Source organism: Peteryoungia aggregata LMG 23059, assembly GCF_030814435.1.
GTDB classification, from domain to species: Bacteria; Pseudomonadota; Alphaproteobacteria; order Rhizobiales; family Rhizobiaceae; genus Allorhizobium; species Allorhizobium aggregatum.
Genome location: NZ_JAUSUW010000001.1, coordinates 124,933 through 143,604 on the forward strand (window position 1 = coordinate 124,933; position 18,672 = coordinate 143,604).

Here is an 18,672-nt window from a genome sequence, read left to right on the forward strand (position 1 = left end):
ATGCTCTACGATCTCTCGCTCCACATCGGCTATCGCTACGAGGTCCCGGCGTCCGGCGCCCACCACATGCTGCGACTTCTGCCGCTCTCCCTGCCGGAGCGCCAGCGGCTCATTGCCGGTGCGATCACGGTCACGCCGGAGCCGGACGAGATCTCGACGTTTGACGACTTCTTCCGCCATCCCGCAAGCCATGCGATCCTTCGCGGGCCGCACGAGAAGCTCGACATCCGCATGCAGGCCCGCGTCATGGTGCAGGCCCAGCCAATGGCAGCGGATTTTTCCCCCCTCCTCGACCGCCTTCCTCAGGAGATCGCCGAGACCTGGTCGCTGGACGCCGAATCACCACACCATTTCCTCGGCATCAGCCCGCGCCTGCCCCGCGACAAGGCAATCGCCGCCTATGTGCGCAGCATGCTGAAGCCCAGCATGACAGTGCGCCAGATCGCCGAAACGCTGTGCCGCCGCATCCACAAGGATTTCAAGTACGACGCCGAGGCAACGACCGTCGACACGACGCCGGCGGAGGCTTTCGCCAAGAAGCGCGGCGTCTGCCAGGATTTCTCACATGTCATGATCGTGGCACTGCGCAGCCTCGGCATTCCCGCCGGCTATGTCAGCGGCTTCCTGCGCACCATTCCGCCACCGGGCAAGGAACGGCTGGAGGGGGCAGATGCCATGCATGCCTGGGTTCGCATCTGGTGTGGCAGGCTGAGCGGCTGGCTGGAGCTCGACCCGACCAATGACATCGCGGCAGGCACGGATCATATTGTGGTCGGCTACGGGCGCGACTATGCCGACGTGGCGCCGGTGATCGGCGTGCTGAAGAGCTACGGCTCTCACCAGACGGCCCAGGCGGTCGATGTCATCCCCGTAAAGCCGTGAACCTGGGCGTTTCGCTCAAATTCTAACGGTTGCCTTAAGGCGATTGCAATCTGTTCATTCTACAACCGTGCAAAAGCTGCATTTGGATGGACATGATGACTAAGCCTGACAGCACCCGGAATTCCTTCCTTTCCCGCTTCTGGCGCGACCGCGCCGGCAATTTCGGTCTGTTGACGGCGATTATCTTGCCAGTGGCCGCAGCCACGGTCGGTGTCGCCCTCGACCTGAACTCCATGGTACAGGTGCGCTCTGCCTTGCAGGAATCCGCCGATTCCGCAGTCCTGTCAGCCGCCAATGCACTCGCCAAGAACAATGCGATGTCGGACGAGGCGGCACTGGCTCTCGCGCGAAAGTTCATGAAGTCTCAGTTCTTCAACGTGGTTCCCGAGGCTGTCAGGGCTGCCGGTGACAGCGCCAATCTGCCGCCAGCGGAGGATCCGCTCGCAGGCGCCGTCGGCAATGTGGAGAGGACGACCGGCACTTCCGGGAAAACATTCGAAGTCACCCTGAGCCCCTCTTTTACCATGCCGACCAATGGCCTCACGGCGCTGCTCGGGTGGAAACAAGTGACCGTCGGCGTAACGGCCACGGCAATGGCCACGACCGAAAGCAAGAACGCCCTCTCGATGTATCTCGTTCTCGACCGCTCTGGCTCGATGGCCTGGGACACCACTACGGTGAACGAGGCACAGCCCACTTACGACTGCGGATCCTACAACAGGAGGGGCAAGTGGGTCAGCAAGACATGCACCAAGTACTACACGAAGATGGAATCGTTGAAGCTTGCTGTGGCGAGCCTCACCACACAGCTGAATAGTGCTGATCCAGAAACCAAATATGTGCGCACGGCTGCTGTCTCCTACGAGGCGCAGATGCACACACCCGTCGCATTCAACTGGGGCACCACCCACACCCTAAGTTACGTCCAGGCCCTGATCGCAGATGGCGGCACCGATTCGTCGGACGCGATGGCACGCGCCTATTCGGACATCATGAAGTCGAGCGAAGACACCGCCCACAAGAACAGGAACGGCCAGCAGCCGAGCAGGTTCATCGTCTTCATGACCGACGGCGACAACAACTACGACAGCGCAGACACCGAAACTGAAGCCACCTGCGAGAGCGCCAAGTTGGCCGGCGTGGAGATCTTCACAGTCGCCTTCATGGCGCCGAGCAAGGGTCGTGCGCTCCTTGAGGGATGCGCCACGAGCACCTCACACTATTACGATGCTCAGAATGCTGCGGAACTGGTCGCGGCCTTCAAGGAGATCGGCGACAAGGCTGTCGAGGCCTCAACCCGCCTCACCAACTGACGTTATCCAAAGCGTTTTAGTTTTTTCGGCAAAATCGACCGCGGTCCACAGGGACTGCGGTCGCATCACACATTCATGTTTTACAAATAAAACAATCACATCAGATACTTGCGCCTGTTCGTACGACTTCTGAACAAATTTTACCGCGCGTCGCCACGCCTGTTGCAACTGTCTCATTTCGATGCGTAAACTGCCGTCACAAGGGCCGGCGCCGGCAATCGCATCGGAGCCGCCCGGAGACACGAACAACGCCAGGCGGACCGATGATCAAGACTCCCCACAAAGTCGACCTTCCCCTTCCCAAGCGCGAAGTGTCCGATCCGGACTCGCTGGCAGCGGAAATCATGGAGAAGCTGACCTACAGCATCGGCAAGGATGCCAAGGTGGCTACCTCGCATGACTGGCTGACAGCGACGATCCTCGTGGTGCGCGATCGCATCATCGACAACTGGATGGAATCCACCCGCGCCACTTACATGAACAACGGCAAGCGGGTATATTACCTATCGCTTGAGTTTCTCATCGGTCGCCTGCTGCGCGACGCCATGTCGAATCTCGGACTGATGGACGACATCCGCCAGGCACTGTCCTCGCTCTCCGTCGAGTTTGACGTGATTGCGGGTCTGGAACCCGACGCGGCGCTGGGCAATGGCGGCTTGGGACGCCTCGCTGCCTGCTTCATGGAATCGATGGCCACCGTCAACATCCCGGCCTATGGCTACGGCATTCGCTATGTGCATGGCCTTTTCCGTCAGCAGATGGCCGATGGCTGGCAGGTCGAACTGCCGGAAAGCTGGCTCGCGCACGGCAACCCCTGGGAATTCGAACGCCGCGAAAGCTCCTATGAAGTCGGTTATGGTGGCACGGTCGAGACGATCGAAGGCCCTGATGGCGAGCCGCGTTACGTCTGGAAGCAGGGCGAGCGCGTCATCGCCACCGCCTACGACACCCCGGCCGTGGGCTGGCGCGGTGAGCGCGTCAACACGCTCCGCCTCTGGTCGGCCCAGCCGATCGACCCCATCCTCTTGGATGCCTTCAACGCCGGTGACCACATCGGCGCACTGCGCGAAAGCAACAAGGCCGAATCCCTGACACGCGTCCTCTATCCGGCCGATGCCACGCCTGCCGGCCAGGAACTGCGCCTGCGCCAGGAATTCTTCTTCTGTTCGGCCTCCCTGCAGGACATTGTCCGCCGACACCTGCAGCAGGGCAACACGCTCGCCCAGATGCCGGAGAAGGTCGCGATCCAGCTGAACGACACACACCCCGCCGTCTCCGTCGTGGAGCTGATGCGCCTTCTCGTCGACGTGCATGGCGTCGCCTTCGACGAGGCCTGGGAGATTTCCTCCAAGACCTTCTCCTACACCAACCACACCCTCCTGCCGGAAGCGCTGGAAAGCTGGCCGGTGCCGCTGTTCGAGCGCCTGCTGCCGCGTCACATGCAGCTCGTCTATGCGATCAACGCCAAGGTCCTGCTCGACGCCCGCAAGATCCGTGGCTTCAACGATCATGAAATCCGCCAGATCTCGCTGATCGACGAAAGCGGCGACCGGCGCGTGCGCATGGGTAACCTCGCCTTCATGGGCTCCCACTCGATCAACGGCGTCTCGGCGCTGCATACCGAGCTGATGAAGGAGACGGTCTTCTCCGATCTCCACAAGCTCTATCCCAACCGCATCAACAACAAGACGAACGGCATCACGCCGCGCCGCTGGTTGATGCAGTGCAACCCCGATCTCACGAACCTGATCAAGGAAGCGATCGGCCCTGAGTTCCTCGACGACGCCACCAAGCTCAAGGGCCTCGACGCCTTCGCCGACGATGCCGCCTTCCAGCAGAAGTTCGCGGCAGTGAAGCTTGCCAACAAGCAGAAGCTCGCGAGCCTCGTTGCAAGCCGCATGGGCATAAAGCTCGATCCGCATGCGATGTTCGACATCCAGATCAAGCGCATCCACGAATACAAGCGCCAGCTCCTGAACATCATCGAGACGGTCGCCCTCTTCGACCAGATCCGCTCGCATCCCGAGCGCGATTGGGTACCGCGCGTCAAGCTCTTTGCCGGCAAGGCGGCGCCGAGCTATCACAACGCCAAGCTGATCATCAAACTGGCCAATGACGTCGCCCGCGTCATCAACACCGACCCTTCGGTGCGCGGCCTGCTGAAGGTCGTCTTCATTCCCAACTACAATGTCTCGCTGGCCGAAGTCATGGTGCCAGCCGCCGACCTCTCCGAACAGATTTCGACCGCCGGCATGGAGGCCTCCGGAACCGGAAACATGAAGTTCGCGTTGAACGGTGCATTGACCATAGGAACGCTCGATGGCGCCAATGTCGAAATGCGCGATCATGTGGGCGAGGAGAACATCGTGATCTTTGGAATGACCGCAGACGAGGTTGGACGTGTGCGCGCAGAGGGACATAACCCCCGCGCCGCGATCGAGGCCTCGCGCGAATTGCAGCAGGCATTGTCTTCGATCGCCTCTGGCGTCTTCTCGCCTGATGATCGTGATCGCTATGCCCAGCTGATGCAGGGCATCTACCAGCACGACTGGTTCATGGTTGCCGCCGATTTCGACGCCTATGCCCAGGCGCAGCGTCAGGTGGACGGCATCTGGACCGACACCTCGGGCTGGTACTCCAAGACCATCCGCAACACCGCGCGCATGGGCTGGTTCTCGTCGGATCGCACCATCAGGCAGTATAACGCGGACATCTGGAGAGCTTGATGGCAAAATCACCGAAGAGGAGCGGTGACGAAGCGAAGCCGGACACACCGTCGGCAGCAGACATTGAAGCGATCATCCACGGGACCCATGGCGATCCCTTCGCCTTTCTTGGTGTGCATGAGGCGGGCAAGGGCCATGTCGCCCGCTGCTTCATCCCGGGCGCAGAAACCGTCGTGGCTCATAACCTGGCTGGAGAGCCGGTCGGTGAGCTGACACGGCATCATGACGCGGGCTTCTTCTCCGGCACCGTCAACCTCTCCGGCGTCCTGCCCGTCCGCTACCGAGCGACCCGTGGCGATGCCGAGTGGACGGTGACGGATCCCTACAGCTTCTGGCCGATCCTCGGGCCGATGGACGATTACTTCATCAAGGAAGGATCGCATCTGCGGCTCTTCGACAAGATGGGCGCCCATCCGATCAAGCACCAGGGAGTCGACGGCTTTCACTTCGCCGTCTGGGCTCCCAATGCCCGCCGCGTCTCCGTCGTCAGTGATTTCAACGACTGGGACGGCCGCCGGCATGTCATGCGCCTGCGCCGCGACACAGGCATCTGGGAAATCTTTGCACCCGACGTGCGCGCTGGCGCCACCTACAAGTTCGAGATCGTCGGCCCGCATGGCGAACTCCTGCCGCTCAAGGCCGACCCCTATGCGCGGCGCGGCGAATTGCGCCCGAAAAATGCCTCCGTCACAACACCGGAGCTGGAGCAGGTCTGGGAAGACGAAGCGCATCGCAAGCACTGGGCGAGCATCAACCAGCGCCGCCAGCCGATCTCGATCTACGAGGTCCATGCCGGCTCCTGGCAACGACGCGACGATGGTTCCATGCTCTCCTGGGACGAGATGGCAGCAAGGCTGATCCCCTACTGCGTCGACATGGGCTTCACCCATATCGAATTCATGCCGATCACCGAACATCCCTATGATCCGTCCTGGGGCTATCAGACCACCGGCCTCTATGCCCCGACCGCCCGTTTCGGCGAGCCGGAAGGCTTTGCCCGCTTCGTCAACGGCTGCCACAAGGTCGGCCTTGGCGTTATCCTCGACTGGGTGCCGGCGCATTTCCCGACCGATGCCCATGGGCTTCGACATTTCGACGGCACCGCCCTTTACGAACATGCAGACCCGCGTCAGGGCTTCCACCCCGACTGGAACACGGCGATCTACAATTTCGGTCGCCTCGAAGTCCTCTCCTACCTGATCAACAACGCGCTCTACTGGGCCGAAAAATTCCACCTCGACGGCTTGCGTGTCGATGCGGTCGCCTCGATGCTTTACCTCGATTACTCCCGCAAGGAAGGCGAGTGGGTGGCAAACGAATATGGCGGGCGCGAGAACCTGGAATCGGTTCGCTTCCTTCAGCAGATGAACGCCCATGTCTATGGCAGCCATCCCGGCATCATGACCATTGCCGAGGAGAGCACGTCCTGGCCCAAGGTGTCGCAGCCGGTTCACGAAGGCGGCCTCGGCTTCGGCTTCAAGTGGAACATGGGCTTCATGCATGACACGCTGAGCTATTTTGCCCGCGATCCGATCTACCGCAAGCATCACCACCAGGAACTGACCTTCGGTCTGCTCTATGCCTTCTCGGAGAACTTTGTCCTGCCGATTTCCCATGACGAGGTCGTGCACGGCAAGGGCTCGATGATCGCCAAGATGCCCGGCGACGACTGGCAGAAATTCGCCAATCTCCGGGCCTATTACGGATTGATGTGGGGCCATCCAGGCAAGAAACTGCTGTTCATGGGACAGGAATTCGCCCAGTGGGGCGAGTGGTCGGAGGAGCGTTCGCTCGACTGGAACCTGCTCGACTACGCCCCGCATGAAGGCATGCGCCGGCTGGTTCGCGATCTGAACTTCACCTATCGCTCGAAGCCGGCTCTCCATGCCCGTGATTGCGAGGGCGAAGGCTTCGAATGGATTGTCGGCGACGACCAGGACAATTCGGTTTTCGCCTGGCTGCGCAAGGCCCCCGGCGAAAAGCCGGTCGCGGTGATCTGCAATCTGACGCCGACCTATCACGAAAGCTACGAATTTAGCTTGCCTGTGGCCGGGCGTTGGCGTGAGATATTGAATACCGATGCTGAAATCTATGGTGGCAGCGGCAAGGGCAATGGTGGTCGCGTGGAGGCGCATGCCACGGGAAGCGGCTGGGCAAAGGCGGGGCTGACGCTGCCGCCACTGGCCGTCATCATGCTGGAATTGGAACAGTAAGGGGAGGACTAAATGACGGAAAAGAGAACAAAAAGCCTGTCGCGCGATGCCATGGCCTATGTACTGGCCGGTGGTCGCGGAAGCCGCCTCAAGGAACTGACGGACCGCCGCGCAAAGCCCGCCGTCTATTTCGGCGGCAAGGCCCGCATCATCGATTTCGCCCTGTCGAATGCGCTCAATTCCGGTATCCGACGCATCGGCGTCGCAACCCAGTACAAGGCCCATTCGCTTATCCGCCATCTGCAGCTCGGCTGGAACTTCTTTAGGCCCGAGCGTAACGAGAGCTTCGACATCCTGCCGGCATCGCAGCGTGTCTCTGAAACCCAGTGGTATGAAGGCACGGCCGACGCCGTGTACCAGAATGCCGACATCATCGAATCCTACGCACCGGAATATATGGTCATCCTGGCCGGCGACCACATCTACAAGATGGACTACGAGCTGATGCTGCAGCAGCATGTCACCTCGGGTGCCGACGTGACCATCGGCTGCCTGGAAGTGCCGCGCATGGAGGCAACCGGCTTCGGTGTCATGCATGTCGACGCGACCGACCGGATCATCGATTTCGTCGAAAAGCCCGCCGATCCGCCGGGCATTCCCGGCAATGAGGACTTCGCCCTCGCCTCAATGGGCATTTATGTCTTCCACACCAAGTTCCTGATGGAACTGCTGCGCCGGGACGCCGCCGATCCGGATTCCAGCCGCGATTTCGGCAAGGACATCATTCCCTACGTGGTGAAGAGCGGCAAGGCCGTCGCCCACCGCTTCGCCCAGTCCTGCGTTCGCTCCGATTTCGAGCGCACCCCCTACTGGCGCGACGTCGGCACGATCGACGCCTATTGGCAGGCCAATATCGACCTAACCGACATCGTTCCGGAACTCGACCTCTACGACAAGACCTGGCCGATCTGGACCTATTCCGAAATCACACCGCCCGCCAAGTTCGTCCATGACGACGAAGGCCGTCGCGGCTCGGCGATTTCCTCGCTCGTGTCTGGCGATTGCATCATCTCCGGCTCCTCGCTCTACAAGAGCCTGTTGTTCACCGGCGTCCGTGCCAACTCCTATTCCCGCCTCGAAGGCGCCGTCGTCCTTCCCAAGGTGCAGATCGGTCGTCATGCGCGCCTCACAAACGTCGTGATAGACCATGGCGTGGTGATCCCGGAAGGGCTGATCGTCGGCGAGGATCCGGAAATGGATGCCAAGCGCTTCCGCCGCAGCGAAAACGGGATTTGCCTCATCACACAGTCGATGATCGACAAACTGGGTTAGCCAATTCGATGAAGGTCCTTTCGGTCGCCTCCGAACTCTATCCGCTGATCAAGACCGGAGGCCTCGCCGACGTCGCGGGCGCGCTGCCGATCGCGCTCGCCGCCCATGGCGTTGAGACGAAGACGCTCATTCCCGGTTATCCCGCCGTGATGAAAGCGGTGAAGTCGCCGAAGAAAGTCCACGAATTCGACAATCTTCTCGACGAACGGGTGACCCTGCTCGAGGCCCAGCACGAGGGCCTCGATCTCCTCATTCTCGACTGCCCACCGCTTTACGAGCGCTCGGGTGGTCCCTATCTCGACACCCAGGGCCGCGACTACCCCGACAACTGGAAGCGCTTTGCGGTGCTGTCAAAGGCGGGCGCGGAAATCGCGGCTGGCGTTCTGCGAGGCTTCAAGCCGGATCTCGTGCATGTGCATGACTGGCAGGCCGCCCTCGTGCCGGTCTACATGCGATATGCCGAGGCGCCCGAGGTCCCGAGCCTCATCACCATCCACAACATCGCCTTCCAGGGCCAATTCGGGCCGACGCTCTTCCCCTATCTCGGTCTGCCCGGCCATGCCTGGAACGAGGCGCTCGAATATTACGGCACGATCAGCTACCTGAAGAGCGGCCTGGTGACGGCCCATGCGCTGTCCACCGTCAGCCCCTCCTATGCCGAAGAAATTCTGACGCCCGAATTCGGCATGGGCCTCAACGGCGTCATCGCCAGCCGCGCAGACGATCTCTACGGGATCGTAAACGGCATTGATGCCGATGTCTGGAACCCCGCCTCCGATCCTCTGTTGCCAAGCCACTATTCCGGCACCGCCTTGAAGAAGCGTGCCGGCAACCGGGCAACGATCGTCGAACGCTTCGCATTTGATGGCGACGACGGCCCGATCTTCTGCGTGATCTCCCGCCTCACCTGGCAGAAGGGCCTGGATCTCCTGCCGGACGTGATCAACGAGATCATTGAGGCTGGCGGCAGGCTCGCGATTCTCGGCTCCGGCGAAAGCGGTATCGAAGCCGCTCTGCAGAACGCAGCCGCCCATCACCGTGGACGCGTCGGCATGGTGCTGGGTTACGACGAAAAGCTCTCGCATATCATGCAGGCAGGGTCCGACGTCATTCTCGTACCCTCGCGTTTCGAGCCCTGCGGCCTGACCCAGCTTTACGCCCTGCGCTACGGTTGCGTTCCCGTCGTCGCCCGCACCGGGGGCCTGGCCGACACCATCGTCGATGCCAATGAAGCAGCCCTCGCCGCCGGTGTCGCCACCGGCGTGCAGTTCGCCCCCGTGACCACGGAGGCCTTCCGCCGAGCCATACGCCGCACGCTCCGCCTCTACAGTGACCAGCGTCTCTGGTCGCAGATGCAGAAGCAGGGCATGAAGTCCGACGTCTCCTGGGACAGGAGCGCCACCACATATGCCGAACTTTATCAACGCCTCGTCTCGAAAGGCCAGTAATCGATGATCTCGACCGTCTCCACGAAACCCTATGCGGACCAGAAACCCGGCACATCGGGACTGCGCAAGAAGGTTCCGGTCTTCCAGCAGGAGAACTATGCGGAGAACTTCATCCAGGCGATCTTCGACAGCCTGGAAGGGTTTGAAGGCCAGACGCTGGTGATCGGCGGCGACGGCCGCTACTACAACCGCGAAGTCATCCAGGTGGCGCTGAAAATGGCCGCTGCCAATGGCTTCGGCAAGGTCATGGTCGGCAAGGGTGGCATTCTGTCGACGCCGGCAGCCTCGCATGTCATCCGCAAATACCATGCCTTTGGCGGCATCGTGCTCTCGGCCAGCCACAATCCGGGCGGCCCGACCGAAGATTTCGGGATCAAGTACAATATCGGCAATGGCGGCCCGGCACCGGAGAAGATCACCGACGCGATCTTTGACAGAACCCGTAACATCGAGAGTTACAAGATCGCCGACGTCGCCGACATCGACCTCGACACGGTGGGCAGCTTCGATCTCGCCGGCATGACCGTCGAGGTCATCGACCCGGTTGCCGACTATGCCGACCTGATGGAAACCCTCTTTGACTTCCCCGCGATCCGCAACCTGATCTCGGGTGGCTTCCGCGTGGTGATCGATTCGATGAGCGCCGTCACCGGCCCCTATGCCGTCGAGATCCTCGAAAAGCGCTTGGGCGCGCCCGCAGGATCCGTCCGCAACGAAGTCCCCCTGCCCGACTTCGGCCACCACCACCCGGACCCGAACCTCGTTCATGCCAAGACCCTCTATGACGACGTCATGAGCGCCGATGGCCCGGACTTCGGCGCGGCGTCCGATGGCGACGGCGACCGCAATATGGTGGTCGGCAAGGGCATGTTCGTCACCCCCTCCGACAGCCTCGCAATGATCGCCGCCAACGCCACCTGCGCCCCCGGCTACAAAAACGGCATCGCCGGTATTGCCCGCTCCATGCCGACGAGTGCTGCCGCCGACCGCGTTGCCGAAAAGCTCGGCATCGGCATGTACGAGACCCCGACCGGCTGGAAATTCTTCGGCAACCTGATGGATGCCGGCAAGGTTACCGTCTGCGGCGAAGAAAGCTTCGGCACCGGCTCCGACCATGTGCGCGAGAAGGACGGTCTCTGGGCGGTGCTCTTCTGGCTCAACATCGTCGCTGCCCGCAAGCAGAGCGTCAAGCAGATCGTGGAAAGCCACTGGGCCGAATACGGCCGCAACTACTATTCCCGCCACGACTATGAAGGCGTCGACACCGACAATGCCAACGCGCTTGTCACAGCACTCCGGGCCAAGCTCGACAGCCTGCCCGGTACCCAGATCAACGGCCTGACCGTGACCGCCGCCGACGACTTCGCCTATCACGACCCGATCGACCACTCCGTCTCGAAGAACCAGGGCATCCGCATCCTCTTCGAAGGCGGCAGCCGCATCGTCTTCCGCCTCTCCGGCACCGGCACCTCGGGCGCGACGCTGCGCCTTTATGTCGAGCGCTATGAGCCCGACGCCAGCCGCCACGGCATCGAGACACAGGAGGCCTTGGCCGACCTGATCGCGGCAGCGGAAGAGGTGGCCGAGATCAAGCGCTATACGGGGATGAACGAGCCGACGGTCATCACCTGATCCAATAGAGGCCCTCTCTCACATATTGAAACCCCGGTGTCCTCGACGCCGGGGTTTTTCTGTGACTGCGGAACGACCCCAATTGACTCCCACATCATATCCACTATTCTGGATATATGGATGAAAAATCGACGATCGCCGCGCTTGCCGCTCTGGCCCAGCCGACCCGCCTGCAGACCTTTCGTCTGCTGGTGGCGCACGAACCCGATGGCGTGCCTGCCGGTGAACTTGCGCGCCTGATCGGTGTGCCGCAGAACACCATGTCGGCGCATCTGTCGACACTGTCCCAGGCCGGTCTGGTCAAAGGCGAGCGCCAGAGCCGCTCGATTATCTACCGCGCCGATCTCGACCGCTTCCGCGCTGTCGCCCTTTACCTGCTCAAGGATTGCTGCGGCGGCAATGCCAGCCTCTGCCAGCCGCTGATCGACGATCTCACTTGCTGCAGCCCAGGCCTTCAACCGACCCGACCCAACTGAGAGACCGGCCATGCCCGACAAGATTTACAATGTCCTCTTCCTTTGCACCGGCAATTCCGCCCGCTCGATCATCGCGGAAGCGCTTCTGAACCGGCTCGGCCAGGGCAAGTTCAAGGCCTATTCCGCAGGCTCGCAGCCGAAGGGTGAGGTTCACCCTTACACGCTGCAGCTTCTGAAGGGCATGAACTACGACACGAGCTTCGCCCGCTCGAAGAACTGGGACGAATTTGCAGTCCCCGGCGCCCCTGAACTCGATTTCGTCTTCACCGTCTGCGACAACGCCGCCGCCGAAGCCTGCCCCGTCTGGCCCGGCCAGCCGATGACCGCCCATTGGGGCGTGCCGGATCCCGCAGCCGCCGAAGGGACAGACTCCGAGAAGCACTTTGCCTTTGCAGAGGCCTATCGCATGCTGAACAACCGCATCTCGATCTTCGTCAGCCTGCCGATGTTGAGCCTCGACAAGCTCTCGCTTCAGAAGCGCCTGAACGAGATCGGTAGCAGCACCCAGACAGTCGGCTAAAGACCATGGCCGATCTTTCACGCCGCCTCGCAGCCGAGGCGCTTGGCACTGCGATGCTGGTCGCAACCGTCGTCGGTTCCGGCATCATGGCGGACCGGCTCTCCGACGATGTCGCCGTGTCCCTGCTCGGCAACACCATCCCGACCGGCGCCATCCTCTTCGTGCTGATCACCATTCTGGGGCCGATCTCCGGCGCCCATTTCAACCCGGCGGTGACAATGGTCTTTGCCCTGCGCAAGGAACTGGAGACCTCTGCGATTCTGCCATACGTTCTCGCCCAGATCCTCGGCGGCATCGCCGGCACGCTCATCGCCCACGCCATGTTCGAACTCCCGATTTTTCAGCTGTCGGAGACAGCTCGTACGGGATCGGCGCAATGGACGGCCGAGGCGGTCGCAACCTTTGGCCTGCTGCTGACAATCCTCGGCGGCCTGCAGGCGCGACCTAAAGCCGTCCCGATGCTGGTCGGTCTCTACATCACGGCGGCCTATTGGTTTACGGCATCGACCTCTTTCGCCAACCCGGCTGTGGCGATTGCCCGAAGCCTGACCAACACCTTTGCCGGCATCCGCCCTGTCGACCTTACCGGCTTCATCCTCGCCCAGGTGGCCGGCGCCCTGATCGCAGCCGCCCTGGCCACCTGGCTCTTTGCCGAAAGGCGCAACGTAAATCCCCCTCTCGCCTCCGAAGGAACCGACCGTCCATGACCGTCACCATCTATCACAACCCGGCCTGCGGCACCTCGCGCAACACGCTCGACCTCATCCGCCATGCAGGCATCGAGCCCACGGTCATCGAATATCTGAAGACCCCGCCGAGCAAGGAAGCCCTGGCGAAGATGATCGCCGACTCCGGCCTTTCGGTACGCGAAGCGATCCGCGAAAAGGGAACGCCCTATGAGGAACTCGGCCTTGCCGATCCCGCTCTCTCGGACGACCAGTTGCTCGACGCCATGATCGCAACGCCGATCCTGATCAACCGTCCGCTTGTTGTCACCGACATGGGCACCCGCCTCTGCCGCCCGTCCGAAGTGGTGCTCGACATCTTGGCCCCAGACGCCTTCGTCAAGGAAGACGGCGAGGCCGTGCTCGATGCGGAGGGCAAGCGCATTGTCTGACCCCAAGCCAGAACAGACCTCGGACCTGCCCGCAGCCGATCTCGACCACCTGGACCTGACGGATCTTGAGGCGCTGCGCCGCCCATTCTCGACCCATAAGCCGCGTATCCTGATCCTCTATGGTTCCCTGCGTCAGGTGTCCTTCAGTCGCCTGCTGGCGATGGAAGCCAAGCGCCTGCTCGAGCATTTCGGCGCCGAGGTGAAGGTATTCGATCCCTCCGGCCTGCCTTTGCCCGACGATGCGCCGGTAAGCCATCCGAAGGTGCAGGAACTGCGCGACCTCTCCCAATGGTCCGAGGGTCAGGTCTGGGTGAGCCCCGAGCGTCACGGCACGCTGACCGGCATCATGAAGGCGCAGATCGACTGGATCCCCTTGTCGGTCGGCGCTATCAGACCGACCCAGGGCAAGACGCTCGCCGTCATGCAGGTCTCCGGCGGCTCGCAGTCGTTCAACGCGGTCAATGCCATGCGCCTGCTCGGTCGCTGGATGCGGATGATCACCATCCCCAACCAGTCCTCGGTCGCCATGGCCTGGCAGGAATTCGACGGTAACGGGCGGATGAAACCCTCGTCCTATTACGAGCGCGTGGTGGATGTCTGCGAAGAGTTGGTGAAGTTCACGTTTCTGACCCGCGATGTCTCGGCCTACCTCACCGATCGCTATAGCGAGCGCAAGGAACAGGCCGCAAAAGCCGTGAACCTCAAGGCCATGTGAGCGCAACCGCTCTGGTCGAAGCCTTACGGCCTGCTATTGTTCCCTCGATCCAGGGAGCGAATCACCGGACCGCGAGGCAGCTATGACGGAAGCGATGCTTGGAGCCACCCTCGGCAAGACGGGCGCCGATTTCCGCATTTGGTCGCATCACGCGGATCTCGTCGAGATCTGCCTGTTCGATGAACGCGGTGAGACGGAAATCGCCCGTCTCACCATGACCCGCGGCGAAGGCGATGTGCATCACGTCTTTGCCAAAGGCGTCAAGGAAGGCGCCCGCTACGGTTTCCGCATCCACGGCCCCTATGATCCTGGCCAGGGCCACTGGTACGATCCGTCCAAGCTGCTGGTCGATCCCTATGCCACCGAGCTCGACCGCACCTTTGTCTATGATCCAAGGCTTGGCCAGGTTGGCGTCGATACCGCCGACCTGATGCCGAAGACGATCCTCAAGACCCACAAGGCGCTGCGCCCCATGATGCCACTCGGCGACCGGGCCGGCTTCATCTACGAGGTCAACGTCAAGGCCTTCACCATGCTGCATCCGGAGGTTCCGGAAGCCGAGCGCGGCACGCTGAAGGCGCTTGCCCATCCTGCAATCCTTGCGCATCTGCGCCGCATCGGCGTCGACATGATCGAGCTGATGCCGATCACCGCCTGGATCGACGAACGGCATCTGCCCCCGCTCGGCCTCACCAACAGCTGGGGCTACAATCCCGTCGCCATGATGGCGCTTGATCCATGTCTTGTGCCGGGCGGTGTGAAGGAACTGCGCGAGACGGTCGCTGCCCTGCATGCCGAGGGCATCGGTGTCATCCTCGACCTCGTCTTCAACCATACCGGCGAAAGTGACGTCCACGGCACAACGCTCTCGCTGCGCGGCATCGACAACCGCTCGCTCTTCCGCCATGTGGCACATGATCCAGGCACGCTGGTCAATGACACCGGCTGCGGCAATACGCTCGCCTGCGACCACCCGTTCATCCGCCAGCTGATAACAGATACGCTGCGCCACTTCGTGCTTTCGGCCGGTGTCGATGGGTTCCGCTTTGATCTCGCCCCGATCATGGGCCGACACTGGGACGGCTTCCATGCGAACGCACCGACACTGAAGGCGATCCTCGAAGACGACGTGCTGGAGGACCGCATTCTGATCGCCGAACCCTGGGACATTGGCCAGGGCGGCTACCAGCTTGGCCGCTTTCCGGACGCCTTCCTGGAATGGAACGACCGCGCCCGCGACACCTTTCGCCGCTACTGGCGCGGCGATGCCGGCACGACAGGCGATCTGGCAACGGCGCTGGCCGGCTCCGCAGATCTCTTCGCCCATCACGGCGCAGCCCAGAGCCGCAGCGTCAACTTCATCTGCGCCCATGACGGCTTTTCACTCCTCGACCTCGTTTCCTACGAACACAAACACAACGAAGCGAATGGCGAGGAAAATCGTGACGGCCACAACGAGAACCATTCCTGGAACAATGGCATCGAGGGTGAAACCTCTGACAAGGCGATCCTGAAGAAGCGTCGGCAGGATGTCGAAGCGCTGCTGGCTACGCTCTTTGCCAGCCGTGGCGCAGTGATGATCACCGCCGGTGACGAATTCGGCCGCACGCAACTCGGCAACAACAACGCCTATTGTCAGGACAATGTGCTCACCTGGCTCAACTGGTCCGCCGTCGATCCGGAACTGATGGAGACCACGGCAAGGCTTGCCGCCATGCGCCAGCGCTTCGGCTGCTTCAGCGATACCGGCTTTCTCACCGGAAACGGCGATGTCGAATGGTTGGGACCGACTGGCGAGACCATGACAACAGCCGAATGGGAAACGCCGGATTTATCGACGCTGACCATGGTGCTTTCAACGCTTGACGGCGAGACGGCCAAGCCGGCGCGCATCGCCGTGCTGTTCAACCGGAGCACGGAGCCGCGCGATATCGTCCTGCCTCAGGCGACCGGGCGCAAATGGCGCCGCCTTGCCACCGGTCGGGCCCAGGCGGCCATTTCAGTCAAACCGCGCAGCGTGGATTTCTGGGTCGAAACCTGAGAAACTTGCATGGCCGTGATCAACAGCTATTCCCGATCACGGGAACGGGCTGTAGCGTGCCGGGCAGTATTGTCAGATCAGGTGTTTTCATGCCGCGTGAGATTTCCCTTTCGGATGTTAAAGGCCTTGTCGGAACGGTGGTCGGCATTTCCGACTGGATTACCGTCGACCAGACCATGATCGACGCCTTTGCCGGTGCCACCATGGACCACCAGTTCATTCACACCGACCCCATCCGTGCCGCCGCCGAGACGCCCTTCGGCGGCACCATTGCCCATGGCTTCCTGACCGTCTCGCTGTTGTCGGCGATGAACTACGATTGCCTGCCCAAAATCCGCGAACAGACGCTCGGCATCAATTACGGCTTCGACAAGCTGCGCTTCATGTCACCGGTCAAGACCGGAAAGCGCATTCGCGGCTCGTTCAAGCTCGCCGAAGCCCGCTTTCGCGGTGCCGGCATGCTGATGAACACCTATGAGGTGACCGTCGAGATCGAAGACGAGCGCAAGCCGGCACTCACCGCCAACTGGATCACCATCTCACAATTCGATCCGAAGGATCGGCCGGAGAACGTCTGATACGCGAGGTGGAGACTGGCATGACCGACGACCGCAGTAAGCTCATCCGCCAGAGTTTCCTCCGCCAGGCGAAAGCCTGCGCCGATCTCGGCTCCCCCTTCACCGCCCGCCTCTGCACGCTGGCGGCAGAGCGGCTCACCGCCGAAACATCGGTAGGCGCCATGATCCTCGGCTGGCCCGGCAATCCCGATGGTACCGGCGATGCGCTTGCCCTGCGCCTCGCCGGCACGCTGCATGCGCTGGTCCGCTCCGCACAGGACCCCGCCCTGATAGCCGTCTATCCGCCGAATGCCGTCGACGACGACAAGCTCTGGACCACCGTCGAGGCCGCCCTGCGCCGCGACGAAGCCTTCATACTGGAGCGCCTGAAATCCGCCCCGCAGACCAACGAGGTGCGCCGTTCCTCCGCCCTGCTTCCCGGTTTCCTGACGATCGCGGCACTGACAGGCAAGCCACTCGTTCTGTCGGAAGTCGGCGCCAGTGCCGGCCTCAATCTGCAGTGGGACCGCTATGCCTACAGGCTGGGCGGCGTCGGCTGGGGCAAGGCCTCCGCCGTGGAACTCGCCCCGCGCTGGGAAGGCCCGCCGCCGCCGCAAGCCGCAATAGAAATCACCGAACGCGCCGGCTGCGACCTGAATCCACTCGACCCCGCCTCGCAAGACGACCGCCTGCGGCTCTTTTCCTACATCTGGGCCGACCAGCAGGACCGCCTCGACCGCACGGCAGCGGCGCTAGCCATGGCCACCGAAAGCGGCCTGAAGGTGGAAAAGGCCGACGCCATCGACTGGCTGCGAAAGCGCCTCGCGACGCCCCGTCCCGGCATGACCCACGTCATCTACCACACCATCGCCTGGCAATATCTGCCACCGGCGCTGAAGGCTGAAGGCGAAGCGCTGATCGCCGAAGCGGGCGCCCGCGCGACAGAAGCCGCACCGCTGGCCCGCCTGCAGCTGGAGGCCGACGGCAAGCCGGAAGGGGCGGCACTCTTGCTCACGCTCTGGCCGACGGGCGAGACTCACGAGATCGGCCGAGCGGATTTTCATGGGCGGTGGGTGAAATGGGTGGGGTGGGAAGGTTCAACTGGATGAGTTGAACAAAGCCGCATAGTTCCGCCGTCCGTAGAAGATGTTGGTGATCACGACGTCGCCAGCATCAACGAGGTAGAGTACAACCGCACTATGCTCGAACGGAACCATGCGCAGCCCAGGAGCCAAGTCCTCTCTCGACACGCCGCCGTATAGCGCATCACCGATTGTCTCGCAGCGCGCACGAATACGACCGACATAGCGTCTCGCGGTCACAGGTGATTGGCTGAGCGACAGCACGAACGCGAATATGTCTCGAAGATCGTTCAACGCCTCCGGGCGAAAGCGAACCTTAGCGCGCCGCACGTCCCGGCACCGATTGCGCCTCGGCCATCATCTGGTCGAGCGCGGCGTCCACCTCTTCCACGCTGAGGCTTGGGCGAGGATCTTCGATCGAGCGACGCACGCGAAGCCGGATGCCCTCAAGCTGTTGAGCTGGATCGTCCGTCGTCTGGTGCCAGGCCTGGATGGCAGCAAGCACAGCCTCGTCCGCCGACGCAAAACCGCCGATCTCAACCAGATCGTCCACGGCCCTCAGGGTCTCTTGTCCCAAGGATTTCATCGTATTTGACCTCCTTGCTCTGGTGTGTCGGCTCAGACGATACCATGCGGAGCCGACCGAAGCGAGATCCACCCCAAACGCAAAAAGGCCGG

Annotated in this window: 17 protein-coding genes; 15 read left to right on the forward strand and 2 right to left on the reverse strand. The window is 62.0% G+C overall.

Annotated elements, in window-relative coordinates; all coding sequences use genetic code 11:
- From J2045_RS00605 to J2045_RS00675, 15 genes are all read left to right on the forward strand, one after another.
- On the forward strand, positions 1-882 hold the full coding sequence (locus J2045_RS00605; RefSeq protein ID WP_307367964.1) for a transglutaminase family protein: 882 nt from the start codon (positions 1-3) through the stop codon (positions 880-882).
- Between the two features lie 95 nt (positions 883-977).
- The gene (locus tag J2045_RS00610) at positions 978-2,195 is read left to right on the forward strand and encodes a TadE/TadG family type IV pilus assembly protein (RefSeq protein ID WP_307367966.1); all 1,218 of its coding nucleotides are present in this window, start codon (positions 978-980) and stop codon (positions 2,193-2,195) included.
- Positions 2,196-2,458: 263 nt separating this feature from the next.
- Entirely contained in the window at positions 2,459-4,921 is a 2,463-nt protein-coding gene (locus tag J2045_RS00615; protein WP_166601461.1) for a glycogen/starch/alpha-glucan phosphorylase, read from the forward strand.
- Entirely contained in the window at positions 4,921-7,134 is a 2,214-nt protein-coding gene (glgB, locus tag J2045_RS00620) for a 1,4-alpha-glucan branching protein GlgB (protein ID WP_307367971.1), read from the forward strand. Before J2045_RS00615 ends, glgB begins: the two co-directional genes overlap by 1 nt.
- A 12-nt stretch (positions 7,135-7,146) precedes the next feature.
- The gene (glgC, locus tag J2045_RS00625; protein ID WP_307367974.1) at positions 7,147-8,406 is read left to right on the forward strand and encodes a glucose-1-phosphate adenylyltransferase; all 1,260 of its coding nucleotides are present in this window, start codon (positions 7,147-7,149) and stop codon (positions 8,404-8,406) included.
- An 8-nt stretch (positions 8,407-8,414) separates the two neighbouring features.
- Positions 8,415-9,854 carry a glycogen synthase GlgA gene (gene glgA, locus J2045_RS00630; RefSeq protein ID WP_307367977.1) on the forward strand — a complete coding sequence of 480 codons (1,440 nt, stop codon included), beginning with the start codon at positions 8,415-8,417 and terminating at the stop codon, positions 9,852-9,854.
- A 3-nt stretch (positions 9,855-9,857) separates the two neighbouring features.
- Positions 9,858-11,486 (forward strand): alpha-D-glucose phosphate-specific phosphoglucomutase, encoded by a 1,629-nt coding sequence (locus tag J2045_RS00635; RefSeq protein WP_307367980.1) that lies wholly within the window; start codon positions 9,858-9,860, stop codon positions 11,484-11,486.
- A gap of 116 nt (positions 11,487-11,602) precedes the next feature.
- Entirely contained in the window at positions 11,603-11,962 is a 360-nt protein-coding gene (locus J2045_RS00640; RefSeq protein ID WP_307367984.1) for an ArsR/SmtB family transcription factor, read from the forward strand.
- 10 nt (positions 11,963-11,972) lie between these two features.
- Complete coding sequence (locus tag J2045_RS00645; protein ID WP_307367987.1) at positions 11,973-12,482, forward strand: arsenate reductase ArsC; 510 nt, start codon at positions 11,973-11,975, stop codon at positions 12,480-12,482.
- A 5-nt stretch (positions 12,483-12,487) separates the two neighbouring features.
- Complete coding sequence (locus J2045_RS00650; RefSeq protein WP_307367990.1) at positions 12,488-13,189, forward strand: aquaporin; 702 nt, start codon at positions 12,488-12,490, stop codon at positions 13,187-13,189.
- Positions 13,186-13,599 carry an arsenate reductase (glutaredoxin) gene (gene arsC, locus J2045_RS00655; protein WP_307367994.1) on the forward strand — a complete coding sequence of 138 codons (414 nt, stop codon included), beginning with the start codon at positions 13,186-13,188 and terminating at the stop codon, positions 13,597-13,599. Before J2045_RS00650 ends, arsC begins: the two co-directional genes overlap by 4 nt.
- Positions 13,574-14,314, forward strand: coding sequence for an arsenical resistance protein ArsH (gene arsH / locus J2045_RS00660; RefSeq protein WP_370872947.1), 741 nt, complete (start codon positions 13,574-13,576; stop codon positions 14,312-14,314). Before arsC ends, arsH begins: the two co-directional genes overlap by 26 nt.
- 82 nt (positions 14,315-14,396) lie before the next feature.
- Positions 14,397-16,355, forward strand: a complete 1,959-nt coding sequence (glgX, locus tag J2045_RS00665) for a glycogen debranching protein GlgX (RefSeq protein WP_307368000.1) — start codon at positions 14,397-14,399, stop codon at positions 16,353-16,355.
- An 89-nt stretch (positions 16,356-16,444) separates the two neighbouring features.
- Positions 16,445-16,933: a MaoC family dehydratase gene (locus J2045_RS00670; RefSeq protein ID WP_307368003.1), complete on the forward strand. Its 489-nt coding sequence runs from the start codon at positions 16,445-16,447 to the stop codon at positions 16,931-16,933.
- Between the two features lie 20 nt (positions 16,934-16,953).
- Complete coding sequence (locus tag J2045_RS00675; protein WP_307368006.1) at positions 16,954-18,021, forward strand: DUF2332 domain-containing protein; 1,068 nt, start codon at positions 16,954-16,956, stop codon at positions 18,019-18,021.
- Here the strand turns inward: J2045_RS00675 and J2045_RS00680 are convergent.
- Both J2045_RS00680 and J2045_RS00685 read right to left on the reverse strand, forming a co-directional pair.
- On the reverse strand, positions 18,010-18,324 hold the full coding sequence (locus J2045_RS00680; RefSeq protein WP_307368009.1) for a type II toxin-antitoxin system RelE/ParE family toxin: 315 nt from the start codon (positions 18,322-18,324) through the stop codon (positions 18,010-18,012). The genes J2045_RS00675 and J2045_RS00680 overlap by 12 nt on opposite strands.
- On the reverse strand, positions 18,311-18,580 hold the full coding sequence (locus tag J2045_RS00685; protein ID WP_307368012.1) for a type II toxin-antitoxin system ParD family antitoxin: 270 nt from the start codon (positions 18,578-18,580) through the stop codon (positions 18,311-18,313). Before J2045_RS00685 ends, J2045_RS00680 begins: the two co-directional genes overlap by 14 nt.
- Between the last annotated feature and the right edge of the window lie 92 nt (positions 18,581-18,672).

Excerpts from the sequence above, each read along its gene's own strand:
- J2045_RS00605 (WP_307367964.1), top strand. The coding sequence starts at position 1 with ATGCTCTACGATCTCTCGCTCCACATCGGCTATCGCTACGAGGTCCCG.
- J2045_RS00610 (WP_307367966.1), top strand. The coding sequence starts at position 978 with ATGACTAAGCCTGACAGCACCCGGAATTCCTTCCTTTCCCGCTTCTGG.
- J2045_RS00615 (WP_166601461.1), top strand. The coding sequence starts at position 2,459 with ATGATCAAGACTCCCCACAAAGTCGACCTTCCCCTTCCCAAGCGCGAA.
- glgB (WP_307367971.1), top strand. The coding sequence starts at position 4,921 with ATGGCAAAATCACCGAAGAGGAGCGGTGACGAAGCGAAGCCGGACACA.
- glgC (WP_307367974.1), top strand. The coding sequence starts at position 7,147 with ATGACGGAAAAGAGAACAAAAAGCCTGTCGCGCGATGCCATGGCCTAT.
- glgA (WP_307367977.1), top strand. The coding sequence starts at position 8,415 with ATGAAGGTCCTTTCGGTCGCCTCCGAACTCTATCCGCTGATCAAGACC.
- J2045_RS00635 (WP_307367980.1), top strand. The coding sequence starts at position 9,858 with ATGATCTCGACCGTCTCCACGAAACCCTATGCGGACCAGAAACCCGGC.
- J2045_RS00640 (WP_307367984.1), top strand. The coding sequence starts at position 11,603 with ATGGATGAAAAATCGACGATCGCCGCGCTTGCCGCTCTGGCCCAGCCG.
- J2045_RS00645 (WP_307367987.1), top strand. The coding sequence starts at position 11,973 with ATGCCCGACAAGATTTACAATGTCCTCTTCCTTTGCACCGGCAATTCC.
- J2045_RS00650 (WP_307367990.1), top strand. The coding sequence starts at position 12,488 with ATGGCCGATCTTTCACGCCGCCTCGCAGCCGAGGCGCTTGGCACTGCG.
- arsC (WP_307367994.1), top strand. The coding sequence starts at position 13,186 with ATGACCGTCACCATCTATCACAACCCGGCCTGCGGCACCTCGCGCAAC.
- arsH (WP_370872947.1), top strand. The coding sequence starts at position 13,574 with ATGCGGAGGGCAAGCGCATTGTCTGACCCCAAGCCAGAACAGACCTCG.
- glgX (WP_307368000.1), top strand. The coding sequence starts at position 14,397 with ATGACGGAAGCGATGCTTGGAGCCACCCTCGGCAAGACGGGCGCCGAT.
- J2045_RS00670 (WP_307368003.1), top strand. The coding sequence starts at position 16,445 with ATGCCGCGTGAGATTTCCCTTTCGGATGTTAAAGGCCTTGTCGGAACG.
- J2045_RS00675 (WP_307368006.1), top strand. The coding sequence starts at position 16,954 with ATGACCGACGACCGCAGTAAGCTCATCCGCCAGAGTTTCCTCCGCCAG.
- J2045_RS00685 (WP_307368012.1), bottom strand. The coding sequence starts at position 18,580 with ATGAAATCCTTGGGACAAGAGACCCTGAGGGCCGTGGACGATCTGGTT.